This is a genomic window from Ruegeria sp. CF4, assembly GCF_056537345.1.
This window is the reverse complement of the sequence record NZ_JBQFRJ010000012.1, coordinates 65,106-83,316: the sequence shown is the minus strand read 5'-3', so window position 1 is coordinate 83,316 and position 18,211 is coordinate 65,106. Positions and strand designations below refer to the sequence as shown.

Below are 18,211 nucleotides of genomic sequence, written 5' to 3'. Positions count from 1 at the left end.
GGAGATGACATGACTTTCAACGACCTGATCGACCGCCGGGGCACCAACAGCTCGAAATGGGACAAGATGGAGAAGCTATACGGCGTCTCGCCCGAGGATGGGCTGGCCATGTGGACGGCAGATTCCGACTATGCCACGGCCCCTTGCGTGATCGAGGCGGTACGGAAAGCGGCTGATCACGGCGCATTTGGCTATTCGTGGATGCATCCTGAATATCTGAATGCGGTCCAGTGGTGGATGAAGACTCGCCATAGTTGGGAGATCGACACCGATTGGATTCTGACATCGCAAGGACTGGGCAACGCGATTGCCCTATGTCTGGATGTCTGGAGCAAGCCCGATGATGGCGTGGTGATCTTCACGCCCGTTTACCATGAGTTTGCGCACAAGGTGAACAAATCCGGCCGCCGTGTGGTTGAATGCCCGTTGGTGCGTGAGGGTGAAACTTACGCACTTGATCTGGACGATGCGCAGTCGCGGCTGGACGGGTCGGAAAAGCTGTTGCTGTGGTGCTCGCCGCAGAACCCCTCGGGCCGAATTTGGACACCGGAGGAGCTGCGCGCTGTAGCCGCGTTTGCCGAGCGTAACGGGCTGATCCTGGTCTCGGACGAGATTCACCATGATCTGGTCTATCCGGGCAATACCTTCGTGCCGATGGATGTGGCTGCTCCGGATGCGCGCCCGTGGACCGTGACCCTGACCGCTGCGTCGAAGACGTTCAATATCGCGGGCCAGCGTACGGGCAACATGATCATCCCGGCTGCCAAGCTACGGGCCGAGATGCGGCACCGGATCACCACGCTGGATTACGACCCAAGCGCCTTGGGCGTCGCGATGATCACCGCCGCTTATTCGCCGGAAGGTGCGAAATGGGTCGATGCGCAGGTCGCGCATCTGGATGCGAACCGGAAACTGTTCGATGCCACCATCGCCGAGATACCCGGCCTGTGGTCGATGCCCTTGCAGGCGACCTATCTGGCGTGGGTCGATTTCTCGGGCACCGGGATGAATCACGATGAATTCGTAAAGCGGCTGCGCGAAGACGCGCGGATCGCCACATCCTCAGGTCCCGGTTTCGGCACCGGCGGAGAAACCTTCGAGCGCTTCAATCTGGCCACGCAACGCGCGCGGGTGGAAGAAGCCTGCGCGCGGTTGAAAGCTGCTTTTGGCGATTTGCAATAAACCCCGTCTGAGACCGAACGGAGGCCCATCATGCCCAATCCCCTTTTTACGCTTCCGGACATCCCAGACATCCCGGTACAAGGGGAACAGGCGACCTATCCGATAGGGCGAATTTTCTGCGTGGGCCGCAATTATGCCGCCCATGCCGCCGAAATGGGGCATGAGGTGGATCGGCAAGCTCCATTCTATTTCACAAAATCAGCGCCCAACGCGGTTTTGACCGGGGCACATGTGCCTTATCCGGCGGGCACCGAGAATTATCATCATGAAATGGAACTGGCCGTTGCAATCGGAAAGCCGGTCTTCCAGGCCACATTCGCGCAGGCCCACGCGGCGATCTTTGGCTATGGGTGTGCCCTGGACATGACGCGCCGCGACTTGCAGATCCGCGAACGCAACAAACAGCGCCCCTGGGATCTGGGCAAGGATGTGGAAAACGGCGCGGTCTTTGCCCCGCTGACCCGCGCCGATGACTGGAGCCCATCGGGTGACAAGCGCATCTATCTGAGCGTCAATGGGCAGATGAAACAGGATGCCACCTTGTCAGAGCTGGTCTGGAAGATCGACGAACTGATCTGCCATCTGTCGGGTTTCTATCATTTGCGTCTCGGCGATCTGATTCTGACCGGAACACCCGCCGGGGTCGGGCCCGTGGTCGTCGGAGACCGAATCGAAGGCGGCATTGATGGTCTGGCCCCCGTGCACCTGACCCTGACGGCCCCCGAATAAACCGTCCGACCCGATACCTGAGAATCCTGTGGCACCAAAGCTTCCGGACCGCCGAAGGCGCGGCGGGGTGTTCGTGCCACGGGTCAAGAGCTGCGCTTCAGTCGCGGGATTCAAGCAATGCGATCGGCGCATCCGGCGCGCGGTAGAAATCCAGCGGTGCCTTATCGGCGGCCACGGTGTTGCGCTTGAATTCATAGCGCATCTCACCCGCCGCTTCCTCATCCGCGATGATCAAGCATTGGTAGAGGTGGTTGGCCCCGTCATAGATATCGACCAGCCCGCGCAGACGCGGCGTGGTTTCGGCCTCGACCGTGAAGCCATCCTTCCACAATGTCAGAATTTTGAAGGTATTGTCGCCCACTTCCACCCGCAAACGGCTGGATTTCTTCAACGTAGCGATTCGGGCGGCGTCCAATTCGGCGCGAATTTCCTTGGAAACATAGGTACTCATAATAAACTTCCCCCCTTAACTCTCTCTATTCTGGACCAGATTGTGTAAAAATCCAGTGAACTGCGTCACTTGGGGCAGAGGATTCGTGATCTGTTGCGCAGTCGTCCCGCCTCTGCCTGTGCACGCATGCAGGCCAGATGCGCGCATGGTGAAATAGGAACGCGGCACGGGACGGCCTATCTTTGCCTCAATCGCAATGCGGAGGAATGATGATGGGCCTGCTTGTCGACGGCAAATGGCATGACACCTGGTATGACACCAAATCCACCGGCGGGGCGTTCAAACGCTCAGCCGCACAGTTTCGCAACTGGATCACTGCCGATGGCGCGCCCGGCCCCTCGGGGCGCGGCGGGTTCGAGGCGGAAAGCGGGCGCTATCACCTCTATGTCTCGCACGCCTGCCCCTGGGCGCATCGCACGCTGATCTTTCGTGAGTTGAAGGGGCTGAGCGACCATATCTCGGTCTCGGTCGTACATCCTGACATGCTGGACAAGGGCTGGACCTTTGAGACGGATACGCATGGTGCAACGGGGGACAAGCTGTTCGGACATGATTTCGCCCATCAGATCTATACCCGCGCCGATCCCAACTATTCAGGCCGCGTGACGGTGCCGATCCTGTGGGACAAGGTGGAGAAGACCATCGTGTCGAACGAAAGCTCGGAAATCATCCGCATGTTCAATTCGGCCTTCAACGGGATCACCGGCAACACCGATGATTACTGGCCTACAGCGATGCGCGACGAGATCGAAGAGGTCAACGCACGCATCTATTCCGACATCAACAATGGTGTCTACAAATGCGGTTTCGCCACCTCGCAAGAGGCATATGACGCCGCTATCGGCCCGCTGTTCGACACGCTGGACTGGCTTGAGGATCGTCTGTCCCGGAACCGCTATCTCATGGGTGATCGCGTGACCGAGGCCGATTGGCGGCTGTTCACCACTCTGATCCGGTTCGATCCGGTTTATCACCTGCATTTCAAATGCAACAAGCGGCGGCTGGTGGATTACCCGAACCTCTGGGCCTATACGCGCGAGCTGTATCAGTGGCCTGGCGTGGCGGAGACAGTGAACATGAACCACATCGTGCGCCACTATCACTACAGCCATGACAGCATCAATCCGCACCGGATCATTCCGGTGAACCCGGCGCTGGATTATTCAGAACCGCATGGGCGGGATCAGCGCCCGGCGGCGTAGTGTTCCACCATGGCCGCCAGATCCTCGGGCGGGGTTGAGCTTTGGACATAGGCGCAGGCATTGGCGCTGTGGGCAAAGATCGACCCGTCCGAGAAGAAGGTGGTGTTGGTGACAAAGATCACCCGCGCGTCCGGGCGGCGATAGCTGGCGAAATCCGCCACTGCCAATGCGCTGCCGGTTTCCAGAACCAGATCCAACACGATGATATCAAAGTCGGTGCCATAGAGCGCGAGTATCGCGGCCTCTTGCGTTTCGACCAAAGTGACATCGGCCCCCTGCCTTTGCAGATGCCGTTGCCAAACCCGACCAAGGTCGGGGTTACTCTCAACAATCAGTACTTTCATTTGCAACAACCTCGGCACGTGATATGGGTGAGTGGTGCCGACCCCTATGGTCCGTGATCACGCGATTTCCTTAACAAAGTGTTAACAACGCCTGCGCAGGGCTGTGATCCGGCGGATTCACTTGTGTGAACGGCAAAAATCCGCTTGAAGCAGCGCAACACGGCGATTCCGGCAGGGGCAGATGGCTGAACAGGATGACAGATTGAACCCTCGGGCCGCACGCGATCATGGCGGCGGGCTGGACGGAGCCATGGCCCGCTATGGTGGCGCGCGGGGCGACTGGATCGACCTGTCAACCGGGATCAACCCGCACCCCTACGCGGTGACCGGCCTACAGCCATCGGACTGGATGGAACTGCCTGACCATGGTGCGTTCGAGCGGCTGACAGATGCAGCGCGCGCCTTCTGGGGCGTGCCGGACGGGGCGGCGATTTTGCCAGCCCCCGGAGCCTCGGCAGTGATTGCGCGCATTCCTGCGTTGGCCGAAACGGGTCGTGTGCAGATCACCCAGCCAACCTACAACGAACACGCGGCGGCCTTTGCCGCGCAGGGCTGGACAGTGCAGGACAGCGGGCCAGCCGACGCGCGCGTGATCGTCCACCCCAACAACCCCGATGGGCGTATCTGGCAGGACGCTGACGCCAATGCGCCGCTGACCGTTATCGATGAGAGCTTCTGCGATATCGCCCCGGAGGCGTCGCTGATCCAGCTCTCGGATCAGCCCGGAATGGTTGTGCTGAAGAGCTTTGGTAAGTTCTGGGGCCTAGCCGGTCTGCGGCTGGGATTCGCTATTGGTCAGCCGGACCTGATCGCACGACTGAATGACCTGACCGGCCCGTGGGCGGTGTCCGGCCCTGCCCTGCGGATCGGCGCGCAGGCGTTGCGCGATACCATGTGGGCCGAGGCCACCCGCGTTCGTCTGGCTGACGAAGCGGCGCGGTTGGACCAGCTTGTCACGGCCAATGGCGCGCGGCTGGTCGGAGGCACCAGCCTGTTTCGCCTCTATGATGTGGATGACGCCGCTGCGTGGCAGGATCGGCTGGCCCGTGCGCATATCTGGAGCCGCATTTTCCCCTACTCCGACACCTACCTGCGCCTCGGGCTGCCGCCTGCGGATGGCTGGGCACGGTTGGAGGCGGCGCTGTGAGCACCGCCTTCGTATTGGTGTGCGCGCTGTGCCTGGACGCCGCATTGGGCGAACCCGATTGGCTGTGGTCACGCATCCGCCACCCGGCGGTGATGATCGGCAACGTGATCGGCTGGCTGGACAAACGCCTGAACCATGGCGCGCACCGGCGGATCAAGGGCGTTGCCGTTGTTCTGTTGCTGGTGATGGGGGCCTACCTGCTGGGCCGGGGCCTCGCGCTGCTCGGTCCCGTCGTCGAGATAGTGATCTGCGCAATCCTGCTGGCCCAGAAATCTCTGGTCGAGCATGTGTGCGCCGTGGGCGACGGCCTGCGCGCCTCGCTGGCCGAGGGGCGGACGCAGGTTGCGATGATCGTCTCGCGTGACACACGGGATATGACCGAGGCTCAGATCGCCCGCTCTGCCACCGAAAGTGCCGCCGAAAACCTGAGCGACGGGGTGATTGCCCCGGCATTCTGGTTTCTGGTCGCAGGCTTGCCCGGGCTACTGATCTACAAGGCCGTCAACACCGCCGACAGCATGATCGGTTATCGCAGCGAGACATACCGCGCTTTCGGCTGGGCGGCTGCGCGACTGGATGATGTGCTGAACCTGATCCCGGCACGGCTGACATTCCTGATGATCGTGGCGCTGTCCGGTCAATGGGCGCGGTGGGGCGAGATGGTGCAGGATGCACGCCGCCATATCTCGCCCAACGCGGGCTGGCCCGAGGCCGCGATGGCGCGCGCGCTGAACGTCGCGCTGGCCGGGCCGCGCAGCTATGACGGGCAGATGCGCGATCTGGCCTGGGTCAACGGCAATGCCCCGCGTGAGATCGGCGCGGCGGAGGTTTTCCGCGCATGTGACATGCTGTGGCGCGTCTGGGGGCTTGCGCTTGGCGTCGTGTCGGTGTGGGTTGGGCTGAACTTTATCTTTTGAAGGACGCCGCATGCGTTTTCTCTCTGCCCTCGTGGCCACCGCCCTGCTGACCTCTCCCGTTTTCGCGCAATGTGGAGGAGGCTTCAATGGTTTCGTGAAAGGCCTGAAATCCGAAGCGGCGCAGCGGGGGTTCGACACATCCACCGTCAACGCCTTCTTCAAGGGCGTGCAGCAGGATGGCGCAGTGCTGAAAGCCGACCGGGCGCAGGGGGTGTTTCAGAAACCGTTCATCGATTTTTCACGCCGCCTGATCTCGCAAAACCGGATCGACCGGGGCAAGGCGATGTCGCGCAAACACGACGCGGTGTTCGACCGGATCGAGCAGGAATACGGCATCTCACGCGGTGTTCTGCTGGCTTTTTGGGCTTTCGAGACCGATTACGGCGCGTTTCAGGGTGATTTCAACACCCGCAACGCGCTGGTGACGCTGGCCCATGACTGCCGCCGACCCGAGCTGTTCCGCCCGCAGGTTTTCGCGGCGATCGAGCTGTACAGCCAGGGCAATTTCGACCCTGCCCGCACCACCGGCGCATGGGCCGGAGAGATCGGCATGGTGCAGATGCTGCCGCAGGACATTCTGGACAACGGTGTTGACGGCGATGGGGATGGACAGGTCTCGCTGAAAACTTCTGCGCCCGACGCGCTGATGTCCGGGGCCAAGATGCTGTCGCATCTGGGTTGGCAACCGGGTCAACCCTGGCTGCAGGAGGTGACGGTGCCCGCGCAGATAGACTGGTCGCTGTCCGGTCCGGGCAAACCGCGGTCGATCTCTGACTGGCAGGCCATGGGCGTCAAGGCGCGCAACGGATCACTGGCCAACCTGCCTGCCTCGTTGATTCTGCCGCAGGGGCACAAGGGGCCTGCCTTTCTCGCCTATCCGAATTTCGACGTCTATTTCGAATGGAACCAGAGCTTCGTTTACGTCCTGACCGCCGCCTACTTCGGCACGCGATTGGAGGGTGCGCAGATCTATGACGCAGGCAATCCTGCCCCGGGACTGTCAGGCGCGCAGATGAAACAGCTGCAGAGCAAGCTGCAGGCGCGCGGCTATGACGTGGGTAAGATCGACGGCATTCTGGGCGCGGGGACGCGGGCAGCGGTGCAGGCCGAACAACAGCGTCTAGGACTGCCTGCGGATGCGTGGCCGACGGCGGAGTTGTTGGAGCGGTTGTGACGCGGTGTCTGCATTGAGCCCAAAGTTCCAAATGCGGCGATTGCTTTAAATGACTGCTTTGACGTTGGTGTAGCTCAATACACGCTTTGAAAAATCTTGGACGTATTGACGCTACTCTTGGTGCGATCCTGAGACCACAATTCATAACGAATACCATGCTTTGCAAGTTCCAGAAAAACCCGATGGGGGTTGATGCCTGCTGCTTCGCGATCAAAGGTCAGGACTCGGTCATCGGTCAAATGAAGCTCGAAGCGTTCCCTGGTTTCGGTGTACTCACCATCGCTGTCTTTGCCTGTACAGAGAGTTTCCAGCCTTAATGCCTTTGCAATATCCCCAAGTGCAATGTCCAAAGGTAAATTCTCACAAGGTATGGCTGCGTCCCACTTTAGCCTGCCAGCACCTATTGTGGCTTTCCAGTCTCCCGGTGTGTTTAAAACACGCCATGTTCTTCGTCCCTCGCTCAATGCAAAAGCCCCTCCTACCAAAGCGCAAAGAGCAAAAAGCACTTTGAAAACTCCCCCGATATGATCAGTCGGGTGAATAGAGAATAGGTATAGTACAGGCCATATCAGCCCGACGCAGACCCACAAAATATGTATGCTGGCGACGCGTAGCCTCGATGATCGGATAACGGACTGTTTTATCATAATTGATCGTTAGCACGGAACGGTACCAGAAATATGGCGACAGCTGCGTCAGAGTATGGATCGATCGTTTTCACCGAGTCGCATTCCGGTCAATCAACGCATTATCGGAATCGAGATTTTTCTCGGCATAGTGGGCATTGGAGGAAATGGTTGACGGTGCATTTCCGCTTCATTCCGGCCGCACCGGATAGCGATCTCCTTTCTCGTCGATCAGGATCAGCCTCTCGCCGCTGTGCACATAAAGATCGCACCGCCCGAATCCGTTGCGATAGGCGATGCAGACGCTGCCGTCTTCGGCGATGGAATAGGTTCCAAAGGCGGATTCTCCGCTGGCGTAGGTGTAGGAATAGGCACCCCCGGCCGAGAATCTGGACTGACCGTCGTCGTAGAAGGTCAGTGTCTGACCGGCCAGCGCCTCCAGCTCTTGCGGGCTAAGGGGCACGTCGCCCGGTTTAGTGGACCATTCGGCAGCTGCCAATGGCGTAGCAGTCATGAGGGCGAGGATGAGGTAACGGGTCATGCAGACAGCTTAACCCAAGACGGATAAAACAGCTCATAACGTTGAGGTGAAAAGTCAGGCGACCATCTGTTCAGCCTTCTTCAGATCAACCGAGACCAGTTGGCTGACGCCCTGTTCCTGCATGGTCACACCGAACAGACGATCCATCCGCGCCATGGTCACCGCGTGGTGGGTGATGATCAGGAAGCGGGTGTCGGTCTGGCGGCACATCTCGTCCAGCAGGTCGCAGAAGCGGGTGACGTTGGCGTCATCAAGCGGTGCGTCGACCTCATCAAGCACACAGATCGGCGCGGGATTGGCGAGGAAGACGCCAAAGATCAGCGCGGTCGCGGTCAGGGTCTGTTCGCCGCCCGACAGCAGGCTGAGGGTCGAGAGTTTCTTGCCCGGTGGCTGGCACATGATCTCAAGGCCCGCATCCAGCGGATCGTCGCTTTCGACCATGACCAGATTGGCCTCGCCACCGCCAAAGAGGTGCTTGAACAGCATCGCGAAGTTCGAGTTCACCTGTTCAAACGCGGTCAGCAGGCGTTCACGACCCTCGCGGTTGAGGCTGGCGATGCCGCTGCGCAGCGCCTTGATCGCCTCTTCCAGATCGGCCTTTTCGCCGTTCAGCGTGTCGAACTCTTCCTGAACTTCCTTGCTGTCCTCTTCTGCCCGCAGGTTCACCGCGCCCATCGCGTCGCGCTGGCGCTTGTGGCGATTGACCTCGGCCTCGAGCGCGTCGGCGGCGGGCATCTGGTCGGGGTTGGTGTCGAGCTGGTTCAGCAACTGGTTGGGCGTCAGTTGCTGATCCTCGGCAATCCGCTCAGCTGCCGCAACCACGCTTTCCTTGGCCGCATCACAGCGCGCCTCGGCCGCTGCGCGGGTTTCGCGGGCTTCCGAGGCCAGACGTTCTGCTTCGCGTTCCGCCAGCACGACCTCGCGCTGCGCTGTTTCGGCCTCGGCCAGCTTGTCGGCGGCCTCGGCCCGGCGGGCTTCGGCGGTTTCGATCAACTCGTTCAGTTCTTCCCGCGCCTCGGCAATCTCGCCGGGGGCCGCCATGGCGTCCGAGAGCTCATCCTCAGAGCTTTCCTTGCGTTCGGCCAGTTCGGAGATCCGCTTTTCCGCCGTCTCCAACCGGTGCCGCCAACCGCTGAGGTCCTTGGTGACCTCTTGCGAGCGGCGAGTGCGGGCCTCGCCTTCACGGCGCAACTCATCATGGGTCGAGCGGTGGGTCAGCATGGTGATCCGCGCGGCCTCGACCGTCTGCTTGATGTCTTCGACCTGCGCGCGGGCGCTGTCGAGGTCGCCCAACCCGGTCAACGCACCCTCTGCCTCACGCAGCTGGGCGCGGGCGGACATGGCGTCTTCCTTGTGGCGGTCGACGGCGAGGGTCAGGGTTTCCAGCTTGCCCTGCGCCAGATTGCGGTCGGCCTCGGCCCGGCTGAGCATCCGTGCGGTTTCAGCCATGCGCTGATCGGCAGCGCGACGGGCTTCGCGGGCGCGGCGGTCGGCTTCGGTGACGTCGGCCAGTTGCTGCGAGAGTGTTTCATGCGCGGCGCGGGCGCCATCGGCTTGTGCCTCGGTGCGGGCCAGTTCTTGTTTCAGCGCTTCCAGCTTGTTGAGCTGTTCCAGACGCAGGGCGGCGGCGCTTGGCGCATCCTCGGCCCAGGCGCGGAACCCGTCCCAGCGCCACAGATCACCCGATCGCGAAACCAGTCGTTGCCCCGGTTTCAGCGACGCCTGCAGACGCGCGCCCTGATCCGCATCAACCAACCCGATCTGCGCAATGCGGCGGCTGAGGCGGTCGGGGCCAGAGACATGCAGGGCCAGCGGTTCAGCCCCATCCGGCAAAGGTTGGTCACTGTCATAACCAGCAACCTGCACCCAACCCGACGGCCCGTCGCCTTCGACCAGCGGCGCACGCAGATCATCGGCCAACGCCGCGCCCAGTGCCTTTTCATAGCCCGCTGCCACGCGCAGCAGGTCGAGCACCTGCCCGCCCTCAGCCGTGTCGCGTTCCACCAGCTTGGCAAGCGCGGTGGTTTCGGCGCGGATTGCGCCCAACTCGCCTTCAGCCTCGGAGCGCTTTGCTCGCGCCTCAGCCTCACGCGCCTGCGTGTCGTTGCGCAGCTCATCCGCAGCGGCGAGTGCTTCCTCGGCAGCCTCGGCGGCTTCGCGGGCTTCTTCCTCGCCCTCTTGCGCCGTCTCAAAGGCCTCACTGGCGCGGGCCAGCGCATTGCGCGCCTCGTCCACAGCGGCGCGGGCCCTTTCCTCTTCACCCTCGGACCGAGCCAGGGTCTTGCGGCTGTCTTCTACCAGTCGTTGCGCCGATTGGTGGCGGGCCACCAGACGGGCCATGTCTTCGGTTTCCTGCGACAGGTGATCTTCGCGATCCTGCAGCACCGACGCGGCCTCGCGCGCAACTTCTGCAGCTTCAGCGACCTTCTCGTCATAACCCTCAGCGGCTTTGGCCAGCTCGCGCGCCTCCCATTCCAGCCGTTCGATCATCTCGCCCGCATCGCGGTTCAGGCCGGATTCGCGTTCGATGTCGTTGCCCAATTGCTGGATCCGGTTGGTCAGAGTCTCGATGGTCTGGCGCGCGCGGGTTTCCTGATCCGACAGCTGATCGCGCTGCACCTGCTGGCGCTGCAGGACTGCGGCGGCAATGGCCTCTTCCTCGCGCAGGGGCGGCAGGGTTTCCTCGATCTCGGCCCGTTTGGCAGCGGATTCGCGTGCGGCGGCCTCGGCGCGCGAGGCTTCGGTGATCCGGTCGCGTAGCTTTTCCTCGGCCGCCTGACGGGCCATGTCGGCCTCTTTCCAACGGCGATAGAGCAGCATCCCTTCGGCCTGACGCAACAGCTCGCCGATCTCACGATAACGCGCAGCCTGACGGGCCTGGCGGGCGAGTTGTGCCAACTGCCCGCCCAATTGTTCCAGCACGTCATCCACGCGGGTCAGGTTGGCCTCGGTGCCTTTCAGTTTCAGTTCAGCCTCGTGGCGGCGTTGATAGAGGCCTGAGATGCCCGCAGCCTCTTCCAGAATGCGGCGGCGCGCGCGGGGCTTGGCGTTGATCAACTCGGCAATACGGTTCTGCCCCACCAGTGCGGGCGAATGCGCCCCGGTCGAGGCATCGGCGAACAGCATCTGCACGTCGCGGGCGCGGACATCCTTGCCGTTGGTCTTGTAGGCGCTGCCCACGTCGCGGGTGATACGGCGGACAATCTCAAGTTGGTCGCTGTCGTTGAAACCCGAAGGCGCCAGACGTTCCGAGTTGTCCATGGTCAGAACGACCTCGGCAAAATTGCGCGCGGGCCGGGTTGCGGCACCGGCAAAGATCACATCCTCCATCGCGCCGCCGCGCATGGATTTGGGGCGGTTTTCGCCCATCACCCAGCGCAGCGCTTCCAGAAGGTTGGATTTGCCGCAGCCATTGGGACCGACGACTCCGGTCAGCCCGTCCGCGATGATCAGATCGGTCGGGTCAACGAAGCTTTTGAAGCCGGTCAGTTTGAGTTTGCTAAAGCGCAATGGCTGCTCTTGGTATGATTCCTATGGTTCGGAAGTCTGCGCAAGGGATGGGGGAGGTGTCAACGTGAATGCGCAGGATATGGGACATCTGGTCGAGTTATCCACAATATCTTGGCAAAACTACGCAGGGTTTCGCGCATCTCAGTAAGGTGTGCATTCGAAAACCTGATATCCGTAGTCGCCGGAATAGCCATAATTGACGCATTCATAAGACCGCATCATGAGCGCCCCGAAAACCAGCTTTTCCCCCAGTTCGCGGTCGCAGCCCAGCACCCCCACGGTGACCGCCGCGTCGCCCAGAACGTCCAGGAGCGGGCAGCCTGAAACCTGCGCCATGGCCAGCGCGGCCCGGTCGCGTATCGGCCCCAGACGTGGGGCGTATTGCGGGTTCACGCGGACGGCCTCGGCCAGCTCATTGCGGACGCGGACGTCGAAGACGCTGCCATTCACCGCGACGCGCGTTGCGGGCAGGTCGCGAAAATAAGGCGTGCCGCCCGAGCAGGCGGCAAGGAGCAGGAAAGCGAGCAGGCGGATCATGCCGCTGTTTTAGCGGCAATATGGTTAATGAAACCTTTCCTGCCTCAGGTGCGCAGCACCTCGCCCAGACGGCGGATACCCTCGCGGATCGTGTCCTCATCCGAGTTGGAAAAGCTCAGCCGGATCGTGTTGGCCCCAGTGTCGTCGGGGTAGAAGGCTTGCCCGGGGACAAAGGCCAGTTTGACCGTTTCAAGCGCGCGGGCCAACAGGTCAGCCCCGTCCACATCCTTGGGCAGGGTGACCCAGATGAACATGCCGCCCTCGGGCCGGGTCCAGTCGACGCCATCGGGCATATGCTGGACCAGGGCCTCCAGCATCGCATCGCGGCGGGCAGCGTAGGTGCGGCGCAGCATGGGGACATGCGTGTCGAAACAGTCCCGTGCCACCTGACATACGGCCATCTGGTTGATGGTCGAGGAATGCAGATCAGCGGCCTGTTTCAGCAGCACCAGTTGCGAGATCACCGGTTTCGCGGCAACCACCCAACCAACGCGCAACCCGGGCGACAGGGTTTTCGAGAAACTGCCGCAATAAATCGTCCGGCAGCTTTCAATCGAGCCTTTGCGGGCCTGTTCCAAAGCCAGAATCGGCGGGATCGGGTCGCCGTCATATCGCAGCGCCTGATAGGCGCCGTCTTCGATCATCGCACAACCCAGATCATCGGTAAGATCCAGCAGAGCCTCTCTGCCCCGTAGATCGACCGTCTCACCCGTCGGGTTGGCGAAGTCGGCGGAGAGATAGGCGAATTTGATCGGGCTGCCCTCGGCAGCCTCCCGGTATTCGGCGGCCCTGCGATTACCGTTGACGCTAAGCTGGTCAAAGCGTGGCTCATAGGCGTCGAACGCGTTGAGCGCGCCCAGATAGGTGGGCCAGCCAACCAGAGCCGTATCGCCCGGAGACAGGAACAGTTTGCCGAGATAATCCAGCGCCTGCTGCGAGCCGGAGGTGATCAGGATGTTGTCGATGTCGCAGTCCACACCGATCCCACGCATGTAGCCGACCAGCCAGTCGCGCAGCGGCGCATAACCTTCGCTGACTGAATATTGCAGCGCCTGTGCCTGCTGATCGGGTCCGAGCGCATTCTGGAACGCTTCAGCAAAAGCCTCTGCCGGAAACAGGGCCGGATCAGGAATACCGCCTGCGAAGGAAATGATACCGGGCTCGCCCAGCAGTTTCAGCAACTCGCGGATTTCAGATGCCTTCATCCGGGATGCGCGGGTGGCATAGAGTTGATCCATCGCTACGGGCCTCCTCTGCCCTTGTGGTGAAGATTAGGCAAAACACCCCTTATGTCAATAATGCTGACCTAATGTTTCAATCCCTGTGAGCCGCTTGAACACCCGGCCCAGACATGGTCATGTGAGTTGACCAATTTCCAGTGTAGACCTCATGCCCTTTCACAAAGTTCAGACCGAAAAACTGTCTCTGGCCGTCATGCGCCAGATCGAGCTGCTGATCCTGCGCGGCATTCTGCGCCCCGGCGAACGCCTGCCCTCGGAACGGGAACTGGCCGAACGGATGGGCGTGTCGCGCCCGTCGCTGCGCGAGGCGATATCAAACCTGCAGGAGCAGGGGTTGCTGACCGCCAAGGCCGGATCGGGCATCTATGTGGCCGAGGTTCTGGGATCAGCCTTTTCTCCCGCGCTGATCCGGCTGTTTGGAAATCATGATGAGGCGGTGTTCGACTATCTCTCGTTCCGGCGTGATATGGAGGGGCTGGCGGCCGAGCGGGCCGCCCGGATGGGTTCGGACAGCGACCTGAAAGTGGTGCAGACCATTCTGGACAAGATGGAAGCCGCCCATGCGCGTAATGCTACCGATGAAGAGGCACATCTGGACGCCCAGTTCCACATGGCGATCATTGAGGCCAGCCATAACGTGGTGATGCTGCACATGATGCGCTCGATGTTTGATCTGCTGCGGCAGGGCGTGTTCTACAACCGTCAGGTCATGTTCCATCAGCGCACCACTCGGGAAGCTATTTTGGATCAACACCGTGCCATCAACACGGCCCTGCAGGACCGTGACCCAAAGGGCGCCCGGCAGGCGGTCGAGGATCATCTGAACTTTGTCAAAGGCTGCATGGCCGATCAGCAGAAGGCCCTGCACAATGAAGAGATCGCACAGCAGCGGTTGAAGCACGAGACCGGCGAGGTCTGATCACTCACGATCGACACGTTAACAAACAAAAAAACCCGAGCGTCTGAGACCCTCGGGTTTTTTTCAAATCATATGATCCAGGCGATCAGTGCAGCTTTTCACCGACATCCGCGATGGACGCATCGATCAGCTTGTTCGCCTGAGCGGCAGTCATCTGCTTGGCCAGCACGGCGTTGGCTGCCGAAACAGCAACGGTGATGGCCTGATCGCGAACTTCCTTCACGGCAGACGCCTCAGCCGATGCGATCTGATCCTGTGCAGCGGCCAGACGGCGTGCAATGGACTTCTCCAGATCAACCTTGGCCTGCTCAGCTGCCAGAACCGCGTCTTCTTTGGCGGCGGCGACAATGGCATCGGCCTGACCCTGAACTTCGCGCTGCTTGCGCTCATACGAGGCCAGCAGGCTGCGTGCTTCTTCATGCAGGGCGCGAGCTTCGTCCAGTTCGGCCTGAATGCCGTCGGCCCGGTTGTCCAGCGCACCACCGATCATGCCGGGGACCTTGAAGTAGAACAGGACCGCGATGAAGACGATGAAGCCGAGAGTGACCACAAAGTCGGTGTTGGCAAGCGAGAAGAACGGGCCGCTTGCGGCCAACGCGGGGCTGGCGATGCCGAGGGTCAGGATAAGGGCAAGAGTGTTTCGCATGTCACTTATCCTTTCATCTGCGCGTCAATGGCACTGTCGATGGCTTTGGCATCCGCCTCGCCGCCGAGTGCTGTGACCAGTTCAGCCGCCGTATCCTTGGCAACCACTTGAATGCTTTCCAGCGCACCGGCACGGATGTCGGCAATTGCCTTTTCCGATTCAGCCGCTTTTGCAGCGATTTCCGCATCCGCCTTTGCAATCGCGTCATCCAGACCAGACTGGATTTCGGCGCGGGCTTCCGCTGCGATACGCTGTGCCTCAGAACGGGCATCGGCCAGCGCCTTGTTATAGGCCTCTTCGGCCTCGACCGCCTTGGCCTTCAGATCTTCGGCCGCAGCCAGGTCATTTGTAATGGTCCCCTGACGTTCCGCCAGAATTGCCGCGATGCGGGGCAGAGCCACGCGAGACAGGACCAGAAAGATGACGACCAGCGTAATGACCAGCCAGAAAATCTGGTTGGGGAACCAATCGAAGCAGAGCTGCGGCATCCCGACGGCGTAGCCGCTGGAATCAACGCATGTGCCTACTACTTCTTCAGCAATGGGTTCAGTCGCCATGATGTCCTCCGTCGAAACGTTGTCTTTACAACAGATGGGCCGCTATGGCTTGGGCCCATCTGCGCGTAAGGATCAGGTTCCGCAGATTATACGGCGAACATCAGCAGCAGCGAGACCAGGAATGCGAAGATGCCCAGCGCTTCTGCGAACGCGATACCGATGAACAGGGTTGCGGTCTGCGAAGCAGCCGCCGAAGGGTTGCGCAGGGCGCCGGCCAGGAAGTTGCCTGCAACGTTGCCCACCCCGATTGCGGCTGCGCCGGAACCGATTGCTGCCAGGCCTGCGCCGATGTGTGCGAGATCGCCTTCCATGATGTGTCTCCTTACGAATTGGAAGTTTCGATGTTGGGGTATCGGACCTTAGTGCGAAGGATGCAGCGCATCTTTCAGATAAACACAGGTCAGAATGGTGAATACGTAGGCCTGGATGAAGGACACGAGGACCTCGAGGCCATACATTGCAGTGATCGCCAGAACGGACACGGGCGAGATCACGGCAATCGCAGCAAAGCCTGCGAACACCTTGATCACGGCGTGGCCTGCCATGACGTTACCGGCAAGACGAATGGAGTGGCTGACGGGACGTACGAAGTACGAGATCAGCTCGATTATCGCGAGAACCGGACGCAGCGCCAGAGGCGCGCTGGAGACCCAGAACAGGCCCAGAAAGCCTGCGCCGTTCTTGACGAAACCCAATACGGTCACGGTCAGGAACACGGCCAGCGCCAGCGGGATGGTCACGGCGAAATGCGATGTAGTTGTGAAGGACATGGGCAACATGCCCAAGAAGTTCGCGCAGACGATGAACATGAACAGGGTCATGACATAGGGGAAGTACTTAACGCCTTCCTTACCGCAGATGTCTTCCAGCATCTTGTAGATGAAACCGTAGGCCAGCTCGGCCACCGACTGCATCCGCGTCGGAACAATCGCGCGCTTCGAGGTGCTGAGCACCAGCAGGGCAAAGATCGCCGCAATCGCCAGGAACAGCCACAGGGTCACGTTGGTGGGCGTGTACCAGGCAATCGCACCGTCGCCAAAGAGCGGCTTGACGATGAACTGGTCCATCGGATGGAAAGCCAGGCTGCTGCCTTTTTCTGCGGTGGTCTCGGTTGCCACGTTCAGTCCCTCTCGTCCTTCTCGGTCGCGCTTGCGGCCGCTTGTTTCTCTTGAACCTCTTTCGCGCTGCGGAGCATAACCTTCACGCCCGCGACAAGGCCCAGCAATGTGAATAGCACCAGAAAGATCGGGATCGTCCCGAGCAGGCTGTCCAGCCCGTATCCGATGCCAAATCCGATCCCCAGACCGGATACCATTTCGATGACCATCCTCCAGGCAAGCTCGCCCCCGGATACGTCAGCATCTGCGCGGGGCTTAGGCTGTTTCGCCTTTTTCGCCGCTTCGATCTTGGCCTCAAGCTGCGCCATACGCTGCTTTTGGTCGTCATCGGTCACGGGCGGTTTCCTCGCACTGTCTTGAGGCTAGGTGCTAAGGCGGTGCGCGCGCAGAGTCAACGGCGTATAAGTCGCACCTTCGCCGCCGCTAAGTATAAGATTTTTATGCTAAAAATCTTGCACACACAAAGCCCGATAGAGGCTCGGGACAACCTCAGCACGCAGACCGGGGCGAATTCGCATATTCAACCAAATGGTTGACCAAACTCAAAGGCTATGGTTCAGCGGGACCATGCCCAGTGATCTCGACACCGTATTCGCGGCCCTTGCCGATCCGACCCGACGCACCATCCTTGCGATGCTGCTTGAGGATGACATGGCCGTCACCGACGTGGCTGAACCGTTCGAGATGTCACTGGCCGCGATTTCGAAACATCTGGTGATCCTGACCAAGGCAGGTCTGATTTCTCAGGAGAAACGCGGGCGGGTCAAATGGTGCAAGCTGGAACCCGATGCGCTGCGCGCCGCCTCGGTCTGGATGCAGGGGTTCGGACAATTCGAACCGGTCAATCTGGATGCGTTCGAGCGGTTTCTTGAGGTCGAACTGCCCTCGGAAGAGCCCTAGGCGTCAGCGCACGACAAAGACAGACATACTGGCATGTTTGGCCAGATAGCCGGCATGGCTGGAAAACAGATAATCGGTGATGCGCGGCGCGTGGGTTCCCACGACAATCAGATCGGCATCGATTTCTTCTGCGGTCCGGGTCAGGTCTCCGTCGACTTCCACCGCGACATCGACCGAATGGATATTGCGCGTATGAACCTCGGCCCCGCTTTGTTCGGCGATTTCGCGGGCGCAGGCGTTCAGCTTTTCCTCTATCGTGTCTTTCTTCAGGGCAACGTCGCCGGGCTGCGTTCCGGTCACGCTGACAATGGTGATCCTGGCACCCTGCCATTTGGCCAATTGCGAGGCGACCGCAACCGCCTTTTCGATCTCAGGCGGCATATGAAGGTCAATCGGGATCATGATATGTTTGAACATTACGTCTTCCTCCTCTGCTCAATGCATAGAGAAATTCGAATGTAATGGCTTTG

21 protein-coding genes are annotated in these 18,211 nt (G+C 60.7%); 8 read left to right on the top strand and 13 right to left on the bottom strand.

Features of this window, described 5'->3' with window-relative positions:
* The first annotated feature begins 9 nt into the window (after window positions 1-9).
* Together ACR0NF_RS18930 and ACR0NF_RS18925 are read left to right on the top strand one after the other, a co-directional pair.
* Window positions 10-1,182: a MalY/PatB family protein gene (locus ACR0NF_RS18930; protein ID WP_480778776.1), complete on the top strand. Its 1,173-nt coding sequence runs from the start codon at window positions 10-12 to the stop codon at window positions 1,180-1,182.
* A 30-nt stretch (window positions 1,183-1,212) separates the two neighbouring features.
* Complete coding sequence (locus ACR0NF_RS18925; protein WP_480668056.1) at window positions 1,213-1,911, top strand: fumarylacetoacetate hydrolase family protein; 699 nt, start codon at window positions 1,213-1,215, stop codon at window positions 1,909-1,911.
* Window positions 1,912-2,008: 97 nt separating this feature from the next.
* Here the strand turns inward: ACR0NF_RS18925 and ACR0NF_RS18920 are convergent, their stop codons facing one another.
* Window positions 2,009-2,362, bottom strand: coding sequence for a hypothetical protein (locus ACR0NF_RS18920; RefSeq protein ID WP_480470707.1), 354 nt, complete (start codon window positions 2,360-2,362; stop codon window positions 2,009-2,011).
* A gap of 212 nt (window positions 2,363-2,574) precedes the next feature.
* Here ACR0NF_RS18920 and ACR0NF_RS18915 point away from each other — a divergent pair, with 212 nt between their 5' ends.
* A complete protein-coding gene (locus ACR0NF_RS18915) occupies window positions 2,575-3,564 on the top strand; it encodes a glutathione S-transferase family protein (RefSeq protein ID WP_480778775.1) in 990 nt (329 codons plus the stop codon).
* Here ACR0NF_RS18915 and ACR0NF_RS18910 read toward each other — a convergent pair.
* A complete protein-coding gene (locus ACR0NF_RS18910) occupies window positions 3,546-3,908 on the bottom strand; it encodes a response regulator transcription factor (protein WP_480778774.1) in 363 nt (120 codons plus the stop codon). The genes ACR0NF_RS18915 and ACR0NF_RS18910 overlap by 19 nt on opposite strands.
* Before the next feature lie 181 nt (window positions 3,909-4,089).
* On the opposite strand from ACR0NF_RS18910, the gene cobD reads away from it, so the two are divergent.
* Genes cobD through ACR0NF_RS18895 form a run of 3 tightly spaced genes read left to right on the top strand, consistent with a single transcriptional unit; the run spans window position 4,090 to window position 7,146 of the window.
* A complete protein-coding gene (gene cobD / locus ACR0NF_RS18905; RefSeq protein WP_480778773.1) occupies window positions 4,090-5,055 on the top strand; it encodes a threonine-phosphate decarboxylase CobD in 966 nt (321 codons plus the stop codon).
* Window positions 5,052-5,972, top strand: a complete 921-nt coding sequence (gene cbiB / locus ACR0NF_RS18900) for an adenosylcobinamide-phosphate synthase CbiB (protein WP_480470711.1) — start codon at window positions 5,052-5,054, stop codon at window positions 5,970-5,972. The genes cobD and cbiB overlap by 4 nt, the downstream gene beginning before the upstream one ends.
* A gap of 10 nt (window positions 5,973-5,982) precedes the next feature.
* Window positions 5,983-7,146, top strand: coding sequence for a lytic murein transglycosylase (locus tag ACR0NF_RS18895; protein WP_480778772.1), 1,164 nt, complete (start codon window positions 5,983-5,985; stop codon window positions 7,144-7,146).
* 74 nt (window positions 7,147-7,220) lie between these two features.
* Here the strand turns inward: ACR0NF_RS18895 and ACR0NF_RS18890 are convergent, their stop codons facing one another.
* From ACR0NF_RS18890 to ACR0NF_RS18870, 5 genes are all read right to left on the bottom strand, one after another.
* A complete protein-coding gene (locus tag ACR0NF_RS18890) occupies window positions 7,221-7,652 on the bottom strand; it encodes a hypothetical protein (RefSeq protein ID WP_480470713.1) in 432 nt (143 codons plus the stop codon).
* A gap of 310 nt (window positions 7,653-7,962) precedes the next feature.
* The gene (locus ACR0NF_RS18885; RefSeq protein ID WP_480470714.1) at window positions 7,963-8,313 is read right to left on the bottom strand and encodes a hypothetical protein; all 351 of its coding nucleotides are present in this window, start codon (window positions 8,311-8,313) and stop codon (window positions 7,963-7,965) included.
* 54 nt (window positions 8,314-8,367) lie between these two features.
* Entirely contained in the window at window positions 8,368-11,823 is a 3,456-nt protein-coding gene (locus ACR0NF_RS18880) for a chromosome segregation SMC family protein (protein WP_480778771.1), read from the bottom strand.
* A 141-nt stretch (window positions 11,824-11,964) separates the two neighbouring features.
* On the bottom strand, window positions 11,965-12,360 hold the full coding sequence (locus ACR0NF_RS18875; protein ID WP_480660242.1) for a hypothetical protein: 396 nt from the start codon (window positions 12,358-12,360) through the stop codon (window positions 11,965-11,967).
* 44 nt (window positions 12,361-12,404) lie between these two features.
* The gene (locus ACR0NF_RS18870; protein WP_480660243.1) at window positions 12,405-13,598 is read right to left on the bottom strand and encodes an aminotransferase-like domain-containing protein; all 1,194 of its coding nucleotides are present in this window, start codon (window positions 13,596-13,598) and stop codon (window positions 12,405-12,407) included.
* A 151-nt stretch (window positions 13,599-13,749) separates the two neighbouring features.
* Here ACR0NF_RS18870 and ACR0NF_RS18865 point away from each other — a divergent pair, with 151 nt between their 5' ends.
* Entirely contained in the window at window positions 13,750-14,520 is a 771-nt protein-coding gene (locus ACR0NF_RS18865) for a FadR/GntR family transcriptional regulator (RefSeq protein WP_480470718.1), read from the top strand.
* Between the two features lie 85 nt (window positions 14,521-14,605).
* Here the strand turns inward: ACR0NF_RS18865 and ACR0NF_RS18860 are convergent, their stop codons facing one another.
* From ACR0NF_RS18860 to ACR0NF_RS18840, 5 genes are all read right to left on the bottom strand, one after another.
* Window positions 14,606-15,166: a F0F1 ATP synthase subunit B gene (locus tag ACR0NF_RS18860; protein WP_480470719.1), complete on the bottom strand. Its 561-nt coding sequence runs from the start codon at window positions 15,164-15,166 to the stop codon at window positions 14,606-14,608.
* Between the two features lie 5 nt (window positions 15,167-15,171).
* Window positions 15,172-15,723 carry a F0F1 ATP synthase subunit B' gene (locus tag ACR0NF_RS18855; protein WP_480470720.1) on the bottom strand — a complete coding sequence of 184 codons (552 nt, stop codon included), beginning with the start codon at window positions 15,721-15,723 and terminating at the stop codon, window positions 15,172-15,174.
* Window positions 15,724-15,809: 86 nt separating this feature from the next.
* Entirely contained in the window at window positions 15,810-16,034 is a 225-nt protein-coding gene (locus ACR0NF_RS18850) for a F0F1 ATP synthase subunit C (RefSeq protein WP_005981269.1), read from the bottom strand.
* Window positions 16,035-16,082: 48 nt separating this feature from the next.
* Complete coding sequence (locus ACR0NF_RS18845) at window positions 16,083-16,841, bottom strand: F0F1 ATP synthase subunit A (RefSeq protein ID WP_480470721.1); 759 nt, start codon at window positions 16,839-16,841, stop codon at window positions 16,083-16,085.
* A 2-nt stretch (window positions 16,842-16,843) separates the two neighbouring features.
* A complete protein-coding gene (locus tag ACR0NF_RS18840; protein ID WP_480778770.1) occupies window positions 16,844-17,176 on the bottom strand; it encodes an AtpZ/AtpI family protein in 333 nt (110 codons plus the stop codon).
* A 232-nt stretch (window positions 17,177-17,408) separates the two neighbouring features.
* Here ACR0NF_RS18840 and ACR0NF_RS18835 point away from each other — a divergent pair, with 232 nt between their 5' ends.
* Entirely contained in the window at window positions 17,409-17,741 is a 333-nt protein-coding gene (locus tag ACR0NF_RS18835; protein ID WP_480470723.1) for an ArsR/SmtB family transcription factor, read from the top strand.
* Between the two features lie 3 nt (window positions 17,742-17,744).
* Here ACR0NF_RS18835 and ACR0NF_RS18830 read toward each other — a convergent pair whose 3' ends face one another.
* Window positions 17,745-18,158, bottom strand: coding sequence for a universal stress protein (locus ACR0NF_RS18830; protein ID WP_480470724.1), 414 nt, complete (start codon window positions 18,156-18,158; stop codon window positions 17,745-17,747).
* Window positions 18,159-18,211: the final 53 nt, after the last annotated feature.